Origin of the sequence: Streptomyces sp. MZ04, from assembly GCF_004684775.1 — a bacterium.
GTDB lineage: Bacteria > Actinomycetota > Actinomycetes > Streptomycetales > Streptomycetaceae > Streptomyces.
The window spans coordinates 22,184-38,191 of the sequence record NZ_SRIC01000010.1 but is presented as its reverse complement, the minus strand read 5'-3'; the positions used below and the strand labels follow the sequence as shown (position 1 = coordinate 38,191).

At 70.1% G+C, this 16,008-nt stretch carries 15 protein-coding genes; 8 read left to right on the top strand and 7 right to left on the bottom strand.

Annotation, left to right across the window (positions count from 1 at the left end; all coding sequences use genetic code 11):
* Nucleotides 1-2 precede the first annotated feature (2 nt).
* Nucleotides 3-1,772, bottom strand: coding sequence for an SGNH/GDSL hydrolase family protein (locus E2651_RS04370; RefSeq protein ID WP_135329633.1), 1,770 nt, complete (start codon nucleotides 1,770-1,772; stop codon nucleotides 3-5).
* A gap of 176 nt (nucleotides 1,773-1,948) precedes the next feature.
* Here E2651_RS04370 and E2651_RS04365 point away from each other — a divergent pair, with 176 nt between their 5' ends.
* The 5 genes from E2651_RS04365 to E2651_RS04345 all read left to right on the top strand — a co-directional run bounded on the left by E2651_RS04365 (nucleotide 1,949) and on the right by E2651_RS04345 (nucleotide 5,727).
* Nucleotides 1,949-2,398 (top strand): DUF6278 family protein, encoded by a 450-nt coding sequence (locus E2651_RS04365; protein ID WP_135329632.1) that lies wholly within the window; start codon nucleotides 1,949-1,951, stop codon nucleotides 2,396-2,398.
* A gap of 143 nt (nucleotides 2,399-2,541) precedes the next feature.
* Entirely contained in the window at nucleotides 2,542-3,285 is a 744-nt protein-coding gene (locus E2651_RS04360) for an amino acid ABC transporter ATP-binding protein (protein WP_135329631.1), read from the top strand.
* Nucleotides 3,286-3,298: 13 nt separating this feature from the next.
* On the top strand, nucleotides 3,299-4,207 hold the full coding sequence (locus E2651_RS04355) for a glutamate ABC transporter substrate-binding protein (protein ID WP_135329630.1): 909 nt from the start codon (nucleotides 3,299-3,301) through the stop codon (nucleotides 4,205-4,207).
* Between the two features lie 9 nt (nucleotides 4,208-4,216).
* A complete protein-coding gene (locus tag E2651_RS04350; RefSeq protein WP_135329629.1) occupies nucleotides 4,217-4,861 on the top strand; it encodes an amino acid ABC transporter permease in 645 nt (214 codons plus the stop codon).
* Nucleotides 4,858-5,727, top strand: a complete 870-nt coding sequence (locus E2651_RS04345) for an amino acid ABC transporter permease (protein ID WP_135329628.1) — start codon at nucleotides 4,858-4,860, stop codon at nucleotides 5,725-5,727. Before E2651_RS04350 ends, E2651_RS04345 begins: the two co-directional genes overlap by 4 nt.
* 37 nt (nucleotides 5,728-5,764) lie before the next feature.
* Here the strand turns inward: E2651_RS04345 and E2651_RS04340 are convergent, their stop codons facing one another.
* The 3 genes from E2651_RS04340 to E2651_RS04330 form a co-directional block, all read right to left on the bottom strand.
* The gene (locus E2651_RS04340; RefSeq protein ID WP_135329627.1) at nucleotides 5,765-7,360 is read right to left on the bottom strand and encodes an alpha/beta fold hydrolase; all 1,596 of its coding nucleotides are present in this window, start codon (nucleotides 7,358-7,360) and stop codon (nucleotides 5,765-5,767) included.
* Nucleotides 7,361-7,486: 126 nt separating this feature from the next.
* Entirely contained in the window at nucleotides 7,487-8,656 is a 1,170-nt protein-coding gene (locus tag E2651_RS04335) for an Ig-like domain-containing protein (protein ID WP_245238570.1), read from the bottom strand.
* Between the two features lie 171 nt (nucleotides 8,657-8,827).
* The gene (locus E2651_RS04330; RefSeq protein WP_209446064.1) at nucleotides 8,828-9,586 is read right to left on the bottom strand and encodes a hypothetical protein; all 759 of its coding nucleotides are present in this window, start codon (nucleotides 9,584-9,586) and stop codon (nucleotides 8,828-8,830) included.
* A gap of 104 nt (nucleotides 9,587-9,690) precedes the next feature.
* On the opposite strand from E2651_RS04330, the gene ggt reads away from it, so the two are divergent.
* A complete protein-coding gene (gene ggt, locus E2651_RS04325) occupies nucleotides 9,691-11,505 on the top strand; it encodes a gamma-glutamyltransferase (protein ID WP_135329625.1) in 1,815 nt (604 codons plus the stop codon).
* 7 nt (nucleotides 11,506-11,512) lie between these two features.
* Here the strand turns inward: ggt and E2651_RS04320 are convergent, their stop codons facing one another.
* A complete protein-coding gene (locus tag E2651_RS04320) occupies nucleotides 11,513-13,369 on the bottom strand; it encodes a WD40 repeat domain-containing protein (protein WP_135329624.1) in 1,857 nt (618 codons plus the stop codon).
* Nucleotides 13,370-13,520: 151 nt separating this feature from the next.
* On the opposite strand from E2651_RS04320, the gene E2651_RS04315 reads away from it, so the two are divergent.
* On the top strand, nucleotides 13,521-13,772 hold the full coding sequence (locus E2651_RS04315) for a helix-turn-helix domain-containing protein (RefSeq protein ID WP_135329623.1): 252 nt from the start codon (nucleotides 13,521-13,523) through the stop codon (nucleotides 13,770-13,772).
* A 138-nt stretch (nucleotides 13,773-13,910) separates the two neighbouring features.
* Here E2651_RS04315 and E2651_RS04310 read toward each other — a convergent pair whose 3' ends face one another.
* Complete coding sequence (locus E2651_RS04310; RefSeq protein WP_135329622.1) at nucleotides 13,911-14,768, bottom strand: NAD(P)H-binding protein; 858 nt, start codon at nucleotides 14,766-14,768, stop codon at nucleotides 13,911-13,913.
* Nucleotides 14,765-15,232: a nuclear transport factor 2 family protein gene (locus tag E2651_RS04305; RefSeq protein ID WP_135329621.1), complete on the bottom strand. Its 468-nt coding sequence runs from the start codon at nucleotides 15,230-15,232 to the stop codon at nucleotides 14,765-14,767. The genes E2651_RS04310 and E2651_RS04305 overlap by 4 nt, the downstream gene beginning before the upstream one ends.
* A gap of 59 nt (nucleotides 15,233-15,291) precedes the next feature.
* Here E2651_RS04305 and E2651_RS04300 point away from each other — a divergent pair, with 59 nt between their 5' ends.
* Complete coding sequence (locus E2651_RS04300; RefSeq protein ID WP_135329620.1) at nucleotides 15,292-15,930, top strand: TetR/AcrR family transcriptional regulator; 639 nt, start codon at nucleotides 15,292-15,294, stop codon at nucleotides 15,928-15,930.
* Nucleotides 15,931-16,008: the final 78 nt, after the last annotated feature.

Below are 16,008 nucleotides of genomic sequence, written 5' to 3'. Positions count from 1 at the left end.
GGCTACGGCACCAGCTTCCGCAGATCCACCGACTCCGCGATCGCGGCCAACCCCGCGTCGCCAGGATGCAGATGATCCCCGCTGTCGAACGCGGGAAGGATCCGCGAGGGATGCCCCGGATCCCGGAGCACCGCGTCGAAGTCGAGGACCGCGTCGAAGTCCCCGCCCTCGCGGATGTACGAGTTGACCGCCACCCGCTCCGCATCGGCCGCCGCCGTGCACAGCGACTCGCCCTCGCACGGCGCGATCGTCGCGGCCACGACCCGCAGCCCCCGCGCCCGCGCCCGCTCGGCGATCTCCCGCAGCCCGGCGGTCACTTGGTCCGCCTTCGTGCCCCAGCGGACGTCGTTGACCCCCTCGAAGACCACGACCGTACGGGCGGACGTCTGGGCGAACACGTCGCGGTCGAGCCGGTGCAGCGCGCTCACGCCGCCGGTGTCCGTCGATACACCGTCACCGGGATAGCGGTCGGCGACGACGCGGTTCGCGGAGATCCCCTGGTTGAGCACCCCGAAGCGCGGGACCGTGTCCTGCTGGAGCAGCCGGGTGGCCAGGACGTTGGGCCACCGGTGATTCGCGTCCTGCGTGGACTTCACGCCGTCCGTGATGGAGTCGCCGAGCAGGACGACCGACCCGGGCCCGCCGCTCACGTCGACGCCGGTGAGCAGCGGCCACGTGGAGATCGTCGAGGTGTACGCCGCCGATGAGCCGTCCGCCGTGTGGTCGCCAAGGCCGCTCACGTACGAGCGCTGAATGGCCTGGCTGTGCACGGGCGCGGTCGTCACCGTCTCGGGGAGGTGGAAGCTCACCAGGAGGTTGCTGTCCGCAGGGACGTCGAAGTCGAGCGGATCACTGAACGCCTGGGCGCCCGCCGGGACTTGGGTGCCCGCCGCGCCCCGGAAGGACAGCGGCACCGGCTCACCGCGCGCCCCCGCACCGGAGTCCTGCACCGCCACCGTGGCGCTGCCGATCCGCACCGGCGCCGACGCGAAGGTGTTGTCGAGCCGGATCCGCACGCGGGGGCCGCCGGTGCTCGTGTGGACGACGAGCCGCACGGTCCGGTCGGCCCACGGCCCCACCGCCGTGTACCCGGCGGTCGACGCCGACCAGCTGCCCGTCCACCCCTTCGCGGGCTGCCGCACGGAGAGCGAGAAGACGTGCAGATCCGGGGCGCCGGGGTCCTTCGGCAGGGTCACCGAGGCGACCTCGCGCCCGCGCGCCACCGGCACGGTCACGACGTACAGCCGTGCCTTCTCGGCGAGTTGGCCGCCGGGAGTGTTCACATGCGGCAGCGCCACGGACTTCGTGGCGAGCGGTCCCGAGCGCCAGTCGGGCGCCGTGAGGCGGTACGTGCCCTTCGAGCCGTCGCCGTAGCGGACCGTCCCCGTGCCGCTCGCCTCGCCGCCCGTGCCGGCGACCAGGAAGGCGAGGGCGTCGCCACGACCGCGTACCCGGACCGACTGCCCGTCGGCGCGTACGTTGTCGGCCTCGCCCGCCGCCGTCCGCGGCCAGGTCAACCGCGCACCGTCCACGGCGAGCGAACGCCCCGGCGTCCATCCCGCCGTCGTCAGATCGCGCGCCGAGAGCGAGCCCCCCGAACCGTCGAAGTCCGCGTCGCCGGGCTGCGCGTCGTCACTGATCGCCCTGTTGTCGAAGAGCCGCTCCAGGGGGAGCGGCTCGGGTCTGTGCGGGGCGGCTTGCGCTGTCGCCACTGGTACGACGCTTGCGAGCACCGCGAACACCGCGGCCACTCCCCCTGTACGTCGGCGCACGACGGACCCCTCCCGTTGCCGGAAAACTGACGTGATGAAAGGTGCGCCATGAAGCTAAGGAGGCCGCGGAGGCGCGTCAATGAGTCGCGCGTGAACATGACCCGAACTCGCCGAGAGGACACGGTGATGAGCGCGCCTGTGGTGCTCCGGGCGATGCGAATGCCACGCTGGGTGGTATGAACATCCCTTTCATCCCGTTCCTGGACAGGTGGCGCAAGCGACACGCGGCGGAGCAGGAGCCGGGTCTCGCGGCGGTGTTCGAGGACGACCCCCAAGGGGTGGCCGAACTCCTCTCCGAATGCGAGCTGCTGCGCTCCCAGGCGGCCGACGCGGGCCTCGAACTCGACGACACCCCGGCCTCGTTGAGCGCGCTCGACCAACTCCTTCCGCGCTGGCGCGACGATCCGGAGCTGCTGCCGTGGCTGGGCAACGACGCGGGTCTGTACCTGGGTTCGGTCGTCGTCCGTACGGTGCCCGGCGCCACCTGGCACGTCTGGCCCGGTGGCAGCCCCGTCGTACGGCTCGCGTCGGGGCGTGAGATCCAGGTGGTGGAGGCCGGGCTCGACTGGGCGGTGCAGGGCGCCCCGGAGCTGTCCCAGGTCTACGCGGAGGCGTCGGAGACGTAGCCCGGCGGCTTCGGGGACCTGGCCGCGGGATGAAGTAACTGCAAATACGGTTAATGCCCATAAGTGCGTGTCGTCCGGTAAGTCCCGTTTTGGCGTGGATAGTTTGCGCGGACCGACACCGCTGAGAGTGGGTAGGGCAGGGCATGGCCGTCGATCCGCTGATCGAGCTGCGTGATGTGAACAAGCACTACGGGGAGTTGCATGTCCTCCAGGACATCAACCTCACCGTCGGCAAGGGGGAGGTGGTCGTGGTCATCGGCCCGTCAGGGTCGGGCAAATCAACGCTGTGCAGGGCGATCAACCGGCTGGAGACGATCGAGTCCGGGGCCATCGCACTGGACGGGCAGACCCTGCCCGCAGAGGGCAAGGCACTGGCCATGCTCCGCGCGGAGGTGGGCATGGTCTTCCAGTCCTTCAACCTCTTCGCGCACAAGACCGTGCTGCAGAACGTCTCCCTCGCGCAGATCAAGGTGCGAAGCCGGAAGAAGGAGGACGCAGAGAAGCGCTCCCGCGAGCTCCTCGAACGCGTGGGCCTCGCCACCCAGGCCGACAAGTTCCCCGCGCAGCTCTCCGGCGGCCAGCAGCAGCGCGTGGCCATCGCCCGCGCGCTCGCCATGGACCCCAAGGTGATGCTCTTCGACGAGCCCACATCCGCCCTCGACCCCGAGATGATCAACGAAGTGCTCGAGGTCATACAGCAACTGGCCCGCGACGGCATGACCATGGTCGTCGTCACCCACGAGATGGGCTTCGCCCGCTCGGCCGCCAACCGCGTCGTCTTCATGGCCGACGGCCGCGTCGTCGAGGACCGGGCGCCCGAGGACTTCTTCGACAGCCCGGAGAGCGACCGGGCCAAGGACTTCCTCTCCAAGATCCTCAAGCACTGACGGGGGGACAGCCATGATGCGTACGACACGTCTGCTCGCGGCGCTCGTCCTCGCCGCCTGCGCCGCCACCGCCTGCGGCAAGGACGGCAGCCCGCCGGTGAAGGGGCCGCAACCCGAGGAGCTGCCCAAGTACCAAGTGGCGACCGGATTTACGCTGCCGGACTCCGCCACCTGGAAGAAGGCAAAGCGGCGCGGTCACTTCGTCGTCGGGGCCAAGGAGGACCAGCCGTTCCTCGGCGAGAAGAACCCCGCGACCGGCACGTACTCCGGCTTCGACATCGAGATCGCCAAGATGATCTCGGCCTCGCTCGGCTTCGACCCGAAGAGCATCTCGTTCAAGACCATCGCGTCGGCGAACCGCGAAACCGCCCTGCAGAACGGGCAGATCGACTACTACGTCGGCACCTACACCATCAACGACCTCCGCAAGAAGCTCGTCGGCTTCGCCGGCCCCTACTACATGGCGGGCCAGGGCCTGCTCGTGCGCTCCGACGAGGACGACATCAACGGGCCGCAGGACCTGGACGGCAAGCGGGTCTGCTCGGCGGCGGGCTCGACCCCCTACCAGCGCATCCAGCAGGACTACCCGAAGGCGACGCTCGTCGCGTACGACACGTACTCGGTCTGCGTCGACAACCTGCTGACCTATCAGGTCGACGCCGTCACCACCGACGACGCGATCCTGATCGGATACGCGGCCAAGGTCCCCGACGAACTCAAGGTGGTGGGCAAGCCGTTCTCCGAGGAGCCCTACGGCATCGGCGTCCCCAAGAGCGACAACGCCCTGCGGTTCGCCGTCGACGACGCCCTCGCGGCCCGCGAGAAGAACGGCGACTGGAAGAAGGCCTACGACGCCACGCTCGGCCTCTCCGGAGTCCCGGCGCCGAAGCCGCCCGCCATCGACCGCTACCCGGCGAGCTGAGGAGACGTCGTGGACGTACTGACAGACAACTTCTCCACCTTCGCCGAGGGCTTCCTCGGCACCGTCGAACTCACCGTGTACTCCTCGATCCTGGCGCTCGTGCTCGGGTTCCTGATGGCGTCGTTCCGGGTGGCACCGGTCGGCTCCTTCCGGGCCTTCGGCACGGCATGGGTGACGGTCCTGCGCAACACCCCGCTCACCCTGCTCTTCTTCGCGGTGCTGCTCGGGCTCCCGCGCTTCGGACTCGTGCTGCCCTTCGAGGTGTTCGCCGTCCTCGCCCTCGGCTGCTACACCTCCGCCTTCATCTGCGAGGCCCTGCGCTCGGGCATCAACACCGTGCCCAAGGGCCAGGGCGAGGCGGCCCGCAGCCTGGGCATGACCTTCGGGCAGACGCTCTCCGTGGTCGTGCTCCCACAGGCCTTCCGGTCCGTCATTCCGCCGGTCGGCTCCACCCTCATCGCGCTGGCCAAGAACTCGGCGATCGCGGGGGCGTTCAGCGTCACCGAACTCCTCGGCACGTACAAGACGCTCAGTGAACTCGGTTACAGCATCATCTGGACGTTCATCTGGATCGCCGTCGGCTACCTGATCATCACCCTCACCATCAGCGCCGTCTTCAATGTCCTCGAGAAGCGCTGGGGAGTCGCCCGATGAAAGCCCTCTCCCACAATTCGACCGCCCTGTACGACGTACCGGGGCCCAACACCGAGCGCAGACACAAACTCTACGGACTGCTCTCCACACTGGTGCTGCTCGCCCTGGTCGGGTGGATCCTCTATCTGCTCTTCGACACCGACCAGTTCACCGAGACGAAGTGGATGCCCTTCGAGTACAAGGGCATCCAGGAACTGCTCCTTCGCGGCCTCGGCAACACGCTCAAGGCGTTCGCCATCTCCGCGGTGCTCGCGCTCGCCCTCGGCGGACTGCTCGCCACCGGGCGGCTCTCCGAGCACCGGCCGGTGCGCTGGCTGGCCACGCTGATCGTGGAGTTCTTCCGCGCGATGCCGGTCCTGGTGATGATCTTCTTCATCTTCGTGGCGCTGAAGGTGCAGCCGCTGCCCGCGCTGATCGCCGGACTCACCCTCTACAACGGCTCGGTGCTCGCCGAGGTCTTCCGCTCGGGAGTCAACGCCGTCGAACGCGGGCAGCGGGAGGCCGCGTACGCGCTCGGCATGCGCAAGACGCAGGTGATGACCCATGTCCTGGTGCCGCAGGCCGTGCGCGCCATGCTGCCCGCCATCATCAGCCAGTTGGTGGTGGCCCTGAAGGACACCTCGCTCGGATATCTGATCACCTATGAGGAGTTCCTCCACGCCGGGAAGCTGATCGCGTCGAACCTCGACTACGATCTACCTTTCATCCCCGTGGTTCTGGTGATCTCGCCGATCTACATCGGGATGTGCATGCTGCTTTCGTGGTTCGCCCAGTGGGTGTCCAAGCGTCAGCGGCGCAATCCCAAGACCGAGGCCGTGGAAGTGGCACCGGCCGAACCAGGGACGCTGCTGCCGGGTCCGCAGTAGCCAAAAGGGCCAGAGCCCAGCCGGCAGCAGCCGGAGATCACTCTTCGCGCAGCGGGACCGACACGTACGACGGGTCGGCCGCGGGCGAGGAGAAGGTCAGCTGCGCGCCGGACGGGTTGTGCTCGATGTAGAGCGGGTCGACCGTGTCGACGACCAGGGCGAGCTTGTGTCCTGCCGGTACGTCGTAGGCCGTGGAGAACAACTCCAGGTCCACGCCGAACGGCTTGCCGGGGGTCTTGCCGTGGAAGGTGTACGGCGCGTTGCTGACCAGCTTGCCGAGGCCGAGCGGGCCCACGTCGTACAGATACGCGACGAGGGTGCCGCTCTCCTTGGTGCTGGTGAGCGTGGTGTGCAGCTTGGCCGTCCCGCGCACGCGCTGCGGGGCGTCGTACTTCTCGGACTGCCAGACGCCCGCGTAACGACGGGGCAGCAGCGGCATCGAGGCCATCGGCGGGATCTTGAGGAACTGGTCGAGGGCGTTCGAGAGCAGCACGATGCCGCCGTTGGCACCCGAGTCGACGTTCGCGCGGATGGTCGTCGAACCGCCGAGGTCGATCTTCTTCTTCGTCGCGCCGACCGACTTCCAGTCGGGGTAGCCCTCGTAGCCGCCCATGGAGCGGGACTTGAGCTGGACGGGCTGTTCGGTGTCGATGCCGTTCTTCTCGCCCTTGAGGTAGCGGTCGAACCAGCGCTGGGTCGAGGTCCAGGTGTCGTTGGGCAGTCCGAGCAGGCCCGTCGCCTCGGCCGTCGCGTGGTCGCCGGGGCGGAACTCCAGGCGCTTGGGCCCGGTCAACTGCTCGTAGAACTTGGCGTATTGGTTGGGCGGGAAGATCGTGTCGCCCCAGGCGTTGCCCATCATGACGGCCGCGCCGTTCTTGTTGATCTGGTCGATGTAGGTCGCGGGGGAGCGCTTCGCGCCCCACGCGATCATCTCGTCCTCCTTGTCCAGGTTGGACCCGAGGAAGTCCTTGAGGGTCTGCTGGAGTTCGGGGCTCGGACGGCCCGTCAGGACACCGGCGCCGCCGAGCAGCCCGGCGGCCTGGGCGTGCTGGGTGCGGCCGCTGTAGATCGACTCGATCAGGTCGCCCCAGCCGCTGAGCGCGGCTACGGCCTTGATCCGCTTGTCGTGCCCCGCGGCGAGCAGGCTGATGCCAGCGCCGTACGAGACGCCGCCCATGCCGATCTTCTTCGGGTCGGCCGGGGTGTTCGTGATCGTCCAGTCGATGACCTTCGAGGCGTCCGCGATGTCCTCGGGGCCGCCGGTCTCGATCTCGCCGCCGGACTGCCAGAAGCCGCGCGAGTTGTAACTGACCACGACATAGCCGGAGTTCGCGAGCTTCTGGGCCTGCGCGACGTACTCGATCTGCGGCATGGCCCAGCTGGTGGGCAGCACGATCGCGGGGTACTTGTCGCCGCTCTTCGCGCCCTGGGGGGTGAAGACGTTGGCCTTCAGGATCGTGCCGCCGTCGCCGGGGATGTCGACGAAGCGTACGTCGGGGGAGCCGGCCGCCCGCGGCGCGGCCGCGGGGGCCGCCTGGGCCGCCGGGGCGAGGCCGAGGGCGGCCCCGGCGACGAGGGTCGCGGAGACGGCGCCCACGGCGGTCGTGCGCAGAGTCTTGCGCGGAAGTCCCACGGGTCACTCCTTACTCGTGCAAGCAAAGTGACCCGACGGTAACCGCGAGGCTTTACCGGGGGTAACCCGTCGGTAAGTTACGCACCGGTAACGATTGTTGAGGGATCTACGTTCAGAGCGGCACCTCTAACCCAGCGCGCTCTTCGTCTGCCAGTCGGCCCACGAGATGTTCCACTCGCCGTAGCCGTTGCCCGGGTCAGGGACGCCCTTCGAGCCGCTGCCGGAGACCTCGAACGGGTCGCCGACCTGGACCTGCCCGTAGAGCCAGGAGGCGTCGGCGTCGCTCATGCCGATGCAGCCCGAGCTGTGGTTGGTGTTGCCGAAGTGCGAGGCGTTCCAGGGGGCGGCGTGGGCGTACATGCCCGACCAGGTCAGCCGCATCGAGTTGTCGACCATCTTGTCGTAGGCGTCGCCCAGGCCCACGGTCTCGGAGCGCATGTTGATCGTGCCCTCCTTGGCCATCAGGACGGACGTGCCGCCCCAGGACGCCTTCTCGCCGCCGGGAGTGCCCGCCGACATCGGAACCGTCTTGACGGCCTGCCCGTCCCGTACGAGCGTCGCCTGCTTGCTGTCGAGGTCGACCTTGACCTGCTGGCTCTTGCCGACGGTGAACCCGGTGACGTAGTCGCGGACGAACCAGCCGCCGGCCGTGCCCGAGTCGACGCCGCCCAGCCGGGCGTCGAGCTTCACCTTCGTGCCGGACTTCCAGTAGTCCTCGGGGCGCCAGTCGACGCGGTCCTTGCCGTCGTAGTTCTTGATCCAGCCCCAGGACCCGGTGGTGTCGTTCGAGGTCGTCACCTTCAGATGCTTCTCGACCTCGGCCTTGTTCTTCACCGGGTGGTCGAAGACGACCGACAGGGGCTGCGCGACGCCGACCGTGGTGTCCTTGCCGGGCGTCAGGGTCAGCTTGTTCACCTGGTCGGGGGCGGCCGTCTTGAAGGACGCCCGTGCGCTGCCGCCCTCGTCCGTGACCGCCTCGACCTTGTACGAGGTGCCGGGCGCCGCCTTGCGGTCCGAGGTCCAGGTGGTGCCGCTCGCGGAGACCTCGCCGGTGAGCTTCGCGCCCTCGGTGCCGGTGACCGTCACCTGCTTCAGCTTTCCTTCGGCGAGCTTCACCTTCACCGGGGAGCCCGCCTCCGCCTGCTCGCCCCGCAGGTTCACCGAGATCTCCGGCTTGTCCGCCGCCAGGTCCGCGGCCCCGGACGCGGAGCCGCCGCCCGAACAGGCGGTCAGGGCGGCGGCCAGCGTCGCGAGGCCCGCGGCCGTGGTCGCGGCCCCGGCGCGGCGGGAGCGTATGGGGCGTCGGCGGCTCGACGAGCTCAAGGACCTCAAGGGAACGTACCTCCGTGCGAATGTGGAACTGCACGGGGAGAGTGCCGAAGGTCCCGATGGGTTGCCTCTTGCCCGGAAATTTCCGACTAGGTCACAGACGCGCCGGTCGTGCGTGAGCTTGTGGTGATCGGGTCGCTACTTGGCGCGATGTGAATTGCGTGGCGGCGTGACCGCGGGGGCCGGGGCCTGCGCGGCGCGGGTCACGTCCGCGACGAGCTCGACGACGTCGGCGCCGTACGCCTGGGAATTGACGACCTTCAGGAGCAGCACGAACGTGTTGCCGCCGTGCTTGCGGGCCAGCTTCTCGTGGTTGCGGGCGAGATAGCGGGTCGCCGCCTGGTTGGTGATCGCCCGCTGGCCGCAGAAGAGGAAGACGGGTCTCGCCTCCTGGCCCTGCCCAGCGGTGAGCCGCGCGAGGATCACGTGCTCCGTCGTGCCGCCCTCCATGCGGTACCGCTCGCTGCCGATCTGGAAGGCGCCGCGGTCCGGGCCCGGCTCCGGGTCGGTGTTGACGCGGACGCCGGGCAGCAGGGAGTGCATGTGCGCGGCCATCCTGCGGTTCGACGCCGGGGCGCCGACGCAGAACTCGGTGCGCTCGCCGAAGCTCTGCTGCGCGGCGTCGTGCGCGACGAGCTGGGCGTGCGCCCCGCAGTCCTTGATCAGCGCGGCGAGCTCGAGGAGCGCGAACACGTCATGGCGTACGACGGTGAGCTCGGGGCCGCCCGCGTCGCGGTTCACCACGAGCAGCGACTCGGAGTTGTCGGGCAGCCCGAAGAAGGCCTGCTTGCGGCGGAGCTTGCGCCGCCACAGGGAGGAGCGGGCGAGCCAGCCCAGCACGGCACAGAGGCCGGCCGCGATCAGGCCGAGGGCGATATTGCGCACGTCTTCGGTCATGGGGGCGCATGCTAGCGGGCTTCCGGACCGGTGTTCGAGGGGGTCCTGACGTGGCGGGGGACTCGAAGTTACGCTGCGCAGACGGCTGTTGACTGGAGGTACGAATGCGTCGTGCTGTCGTACGGAATCTGACGCTATTGGCGGTCGGAGGGGTTTTGGTGTCGGTCGGTGCCGCCGCGCCCCCTTCGTCTCCGCGCTCAGCTGAAAGCCCCGCTCCGGCCACGGGGAAGGTGCCGGTGGCCGTCGGCTACGGCGGTGCCGTCTCCAGCGTCGACGCGGACGCGTCGGCCGCCGGGATCGAGGTCCTGAAGAAGGGCGGCAACGCGGTGGACGCGGCGGTCGCCACCGCGGCCGCGCTCGGCGTCACCGAGCCGTACTCGGCGGGCGTAGGGGGCGGCGGCTACTTCGTCCACTACGACGCGAAGACCCGCAAGGTGAGCACGATCGACGGCCGCGAGACGGCCCCGAAGACCGCCGACTCCGGCCTCTTCCTGGAGAACGGCAAACCGATCCCGTTCGAGGACGCCGTCACCAGCGGCCTGGGCGTCGGCACCCCCGGCACCCCCGCGACCTGGCAGTCGGCCCTCGACCGGTGGGGCAGCAAACGCCTCGGCGCGCTCCTGAAGCCCGCCGAGCGCCTGGCGCGCGACGGCTTCACGGTCGACCCGACCTTCCGCGCGCAGACCGAGTCGAACCAGAAGCGGTTCAAGGACTTCCCCGACACGGCGAAGCTGTTCCTGCCGGGCGGTGAGCTGCCGGTCGTCGGCTCGACGTTCAAGAACCCCGATCTGGCGCGTACGTACGACGAGTTGGGGCGCAAGGGCGTCGGGGCGCTGTACCGGGGCGGCATCGGCAAGGACGTCGTACGGACGGTGAACAGGCCGCCCGTCGACCCAGCGTCGGGACGCGTGGCCCGGCGCGGCGATCTCTCCGCCGCCGATCTCGAGGCGTACGCGGTGAAGCGCCAGGCCCCGACGAAGACCTCCTACCGCGGCCTCGACGTGTACTCGATGGCGCCTTCGTCCTCCGGCGGCACGACCGTCGGCGAGGCGCTCAATATCCTCGAGCGCACCGACCTCTCCAAGGCCTCGAAGGCGAAGTACCTGCACCGCTACATCGAGGCGAGCCGTGTCGCGTTCGCCGACCGGGGGCGCTGGGTCGGGGACCCCGCCTTCGAGGACGTACCGACGAAGGAACTCCTCTCGCAGCGGTTCGCCGACTCGCGGGAGTGCCTGATCCGCGACGACGCGGTCCTGAAGAGCCCGCTCGCGCCGGGGGATCCGCGCGATCCCGCGGCGTGCGAGGCCGGTGACGAGGCGGCCCCGACGACGTACGAGGGCGAGAACACGACGCACCTCACCGCCGCCGACAAGTGGGGCAACGTCGTCGCCTACACCCTGACCATCGAGTCGACGGGCGGCAGCGGGATCACCGTGCCGGGGCGCGGTTTCCTGCTCAACAACGAGCTGACCGACTTCTCCTTCGCGCCCGCGAGTCCCACCGCGCACGACCCGAACCTGCCGGGTCCGGGCAAGCGGCCCCGGTCGTCGATCTCGCCGACGATCGTGCTCGACGGGCACGGGAAGCCCGTGGTCGCGCTCGGGTCGCCGGGCGGCGCGACGATCGTCACGACAGTCCTGCAGACCCTGACGGGCTTCGTCGACCGGGGTCTGCCCCTCGTCGAGGCGATCGCGGCGCCCCGCGCGAGCCAGCGCAACGCCGCCCAGACCGAGCTCGAGCCGGGGCTGTGGGACAGCCCGCTGCGGCCCGAGCTCGAGTCGATCGGCCACTCCTTCAAGCAGAACCCCGAGATCGGGGCGGCCACGGGCGTTCAGCGTCTGCCGGACGGCAAGTGGCTCGCCGCCGCGGAGAAGGTGCGCAGGGGCGGGGGGTCGGCGATGGTCGTGCGGCCGGAGTAGGACGGCCTCAGCGGGGCGCGCAGTTCTGCTCCAGCTCGTTGGCCGCCCAGCGGATCGGGCCCTCCGGGTCGTCGTGCAGATACCGGAGGGTGGGCAACGCCTCGCGTACGGCCGCGAGTTGGGCGTCGCCCCGGCCGCCGCGGGCCTGGTGGACGTCCGCCAGGTCCGCGATGAGCAGGAGCAGCGTGCTGCGGGACTTGTTGTCCGGGTCCGTCATGAGCTCGACGAGGAACGGGATGGCCGGGACCGCCGCGGTCGACGCCGCCTCCTTGGAGACGAGGAGGCGGTAGAGGTCGTGCACCGCGTCCACGGCCGTCTTCTTGTCGTCCGACGTCACCTTGCCGATCAGCTCGGGGACCGTGTGGCCGGGGCCGCGCGCGGTCCACAGCGAGCCCCAGTCGACGTCCTCCAGGCGCAGCTGGAGGTCGCGGTGCGGCCACAGCTTCGCCAGGTCGAGGCGGAGCGCCGCCGTGGAGTCCGCGTCGGTGACGCGCAGGGTGCCGTCGGTGTCGAGGCCGAGGAACTTGATGCCGGTGCCGAGGCGGAGGTTCGCCACGGCGTCCGACACCAGGTCCCAGACGCGGACGAGGCCGTCCGCCCAGGCCGCCGCGAGTGCGGGACCGGTCGGCAGGACGGCGGCGGCCAGCGAGGCGATCGGGGTGTTCCTGCGGGCGAACGGCGAGCGCATCGGCTTGCGGCGGGTCGACCAGTAGCGGATGACGCCGTTCGCGTCGCCGCTCAGGACCAGGCGCGTGCTCGCCAGCTCCAGACAGGTCACGGAGGTCACCGGGGCGCGGTGCAGGGTGAGCGTGATCGTCTCGGGGTCCTCGTCGTCGGTCTCCCGGACGTGCACCCGGCCTTCCGCGTCGCCCGCCACCACCATCGTCGGCCCCTGCAGCGAGGCCACCGACCTGAGCGTGCCGCGCTCCTCGATCAGCGCGGCCGCCTCACCGGCCACCACCGGCGGCTGCGGGTACTCGCGGGTCAGGACCGTCCACCGGCCGCGCGCGTCGGCCTCCCCCGCCTGGAGCGAGACCGGGCCGAGGTCCTCCAGCGGCTCGGGCACCTCGGCCGGCGGCCTGATGTCCTTGTCGACCCACTCCAGGCCCAGCGTGCGGGCGACGTCGAGCAGGGCGTCTTTGGTCCGCGCGTTGATCACGATCTTGAAGTCGGCGCCGGGGCCGCGGCCGTGCCGGATCACCGCGTCGGGGGCTCCGTACGAGAGGGCGTCCGTGCCCATCTCCTGCCAGGGCAGCAGGCCCAGTTCGCGGTACGAGGCCTCGAGGCGCCGTACGACCTCGGGGTCGGCGTCGACGGTGTCGCGGCCGAACCGCAGCGTATAGCCGTAGTGCGCGGGCATCCGCTCGAAGGCCAGCTGCGTCAGGAACTCGGAGAGCGAGCGGCTCTGCACCACCCATTCACCGCCGACGCTCACGACGACCCGGGGGTCGGGGAGTTCGGCCTCGGCGGCCAGATAGCCCCACTCATGGGCGTAGTGGTACTCGGACATGAACACGCACACGCGGTCGTCGTCGTCAGGCCCTATGAGCCCGCTGTCCTCGTCCACGTCGAGCTCGGAGAGCTTGGGCGGCCACTGCGTATGGACCCAGTACAGGCGCGGGTTGAAGGCGAACGAATTGAGCGGTGAGTCCCACCACTCGTTGAGCGCCTGCGGGACGGGCAGGTCCCAGTCGATGCCCCCCTCCTGGTTCTCACCGCCCCACCGGGAGTGGCCGGGCTCGCCGCCCGGGTCCACGTATCCCCACTCCCGCTGCACCTCGTCGAGCAACGACCAGCGGGGGCGGCCCTGTTGACGCTCCAGCCGGTCGGCGAACTGTCCGTAGTCAATGATCTCGTGTGTCACCGAAACATCGTACGAACGATCTTCGTCGCCGATGTCGTCGTGATGTCACAGTGCTGTGAGGATGCGCGGCCCTCGTCGGCGATCGCCGCTGCCAATAACTATACCGGTATGAGAATGGGCTTTCGGGTGGGGGTGGTATTAGAATGGGCGCATGGTGCGGACCCCCTTGACCCCGGAAGAGCGCGAGCGCGGCGAGCGGCTCGGCCTGCTGCTGCGCGCGGCGCGTGGCGAGCGGAGCATGGTGGAGGTGGCCGCGAGCGCCGGGCTCTCCGCCGAGACGCTCCGCAAGATCGAGACGGGCCGGGCCCCGACACCCGCGTTCTTCACGGTGTCGGCACTGGCCGCGGCGCTGGGCCTTTCGCTGGACGAGGTGGCAAAGGCTTGCGCGCTGGTGCCGGTCTAGTCGGGCCGGGCTCTTGGCGGGGGGAGCGCCCTTAAGGGGTGCGGGGCTGTGACCTGTGCGGCTCCGCCGCGCGGGCGCGACCAGCCACGACGCACCCGCAGGTACGAACTGAGCCGGCCCTCGAGCTCTGGACGCCGCTCAAGCCGCGCGCCAGCGCCCCGCATGGCCGCAGGCAAAGTCCCGGAAGCTCCGGGCCCCCCGGCCCGTGACTCCCCGCACCGCCGGGCTCACCCGGTCCTCCGTGCCCCGCGAGATCCCCTCGTCCATGGCGGCGAGCATGCGGGCGTAATCCTCGGGGACACCCGAGGCGGTGAGCCGCGCTCGGAACTCCGCGGTCGACACCGGGCGATGACGCACCCCGCGCCCCGAGGTCGTCGAGATCGCCTCGGCGACCTCGCGGTAACTGAGCGCCTCCGGCCCGGTGATCACATGCGCGGCGTTGTGTGGCCGCGCATCGAGCAGCGCGTGTACGGCGACGTCCGCGATGTCCGCCGCGTCGACGAACGCCACCCGCCCCTGCCCGGTGGCCGTGACGATCTCCCCAGTGGTGCGGATGCTCTCGGCGTGGAGATGGCCGGGCGTGACGAAGTTCTGCATGAACCAGGAGGGGCGCAACACCGCCCATTCCGGCGCCAGTTGGCGCAGCCCCCGGTGGACCTCGCCGACGCCGGGGTCGCCCTCGGTGATGGCGGAGGAGCTGAGGAGCACAAAGCGGCGTACACCCGCGTCCCGCGCGCGTTCCAGGAGCGGCAGCATCAGCCGGGCGGGGTCGGCGTCACCGATGGGCGGTACAAGATAGACGGCGCCGACATCGGAGAGCGCGGGCCCGTGGGTGGCGGGATCCGCCCAGTCGAAGCGGACCTGGCGGGTGCCCGGCGCGGGGGTGCGGCTCCCCGCGCGGACCGGCAGGCCCCGGTCGGCGAGGGTGGCCGTGACGCGGCTGCCGGTGGTTCCGGTGCCGCCGGTGACGAGGAATCCGGTGGGGCGCGCGGTCATCGGCTCTCTCCCGTGCGGGTGCCGCCCACCGGGATCTCGCCGTCGAAGGCGTCGGCCACCAGGGCGCCGTTCCAGTAGTCGCGGAAGCGGGTGATCAAGCCGTCGTGGACGGTGACGACCTGGATGTACGGCATGTCGAAGGGCCGGCCCGTGGCGACCGCGCGGCCCAGGCCGCGCAGCTCGACGACGATGGTCTCGGGGTCCTCGGTGCGGTGGACGGTCAAGTCCTCGAAGCCGCGCAGGTCTATGTGGTCGGGGTAGTCGGCCATATAGCCGCGCACGGCCTCGCGGCCGACGAGCCGGTGCGGCGTTCCGGGGAGTGCGAAGGGGAACTCGAAGACTCCGTCCGGCGCCCAGAGAGCGACCCAGCCGTCGATGTCCTTGGCGAGCAGGAGGTCCAGGGAGTGGCTGAGGACTTCGGGGGGAGAGGGGTGTGGCCCGGCGTGCTGCACGGCGTGTGTCATGACGGAGACGCTAACCTGACCCCGGGTCCGCTTACAAGTACCTGACCCGGGGTCGATTTATGCTGAGGGCTCGAACGTCCCGCCGACCAAGGAGGAACCCCATCACCGCCGCCCGCAAGGAGAGAGCCGACTCCGTCCGCAACAGGGCCGCCCTGCTGGCCGCCGCGGCACGGCTGTTCCGGGACGCCGCCGACCCCGAGAGCGTCAAGATGGCCGACATCGCCCAGGCGGCCGGAGCCGGCAAGGGTACGGTCTTCCGGCACTTCTCCGACCGCACAGGCCTGGTGAAGGCGCTGGTCGCCGAGGAGACGCGGCAGCTGCGTGAACAAGTCCTCCACGGGCCGCCGCCGTTGGGCCCCGGCGCACGTGTATCGGACCGGGTGCCCGCGCTCCTGGCCGCCCTGCTCGATCTCAAGCTGAATCAACGCGCGCTGATGCTCGCCCTGGAGCGGGCCGGGTCCGGCAGTCCGTACGAGAACCCCGCCTACGGCCTCTGGCACTCCGAAGTCGCCGCAATGCTGACCGGCGTGCATGGAGACGCGGCGGCCGACTACCTCGCGCACGCCCTGCTCGCCGCCGTCCGCAGCGACCTCGTCGAGCATCTGACCAGCCAGGGTGTGACTCCCGGGCAGCTCCATGCGGGGCTGCGGCGGCTGTGCGCGTCCCTGCTCGCTCACCGCGCCGACGACCCGGAGTGAGTCGCTGTGGGCCGGGCGGAAAACTGCGTGTAGTCGTCCCGTAACACGACTGGTGTTATCTTCCGGAACCGGAAGACT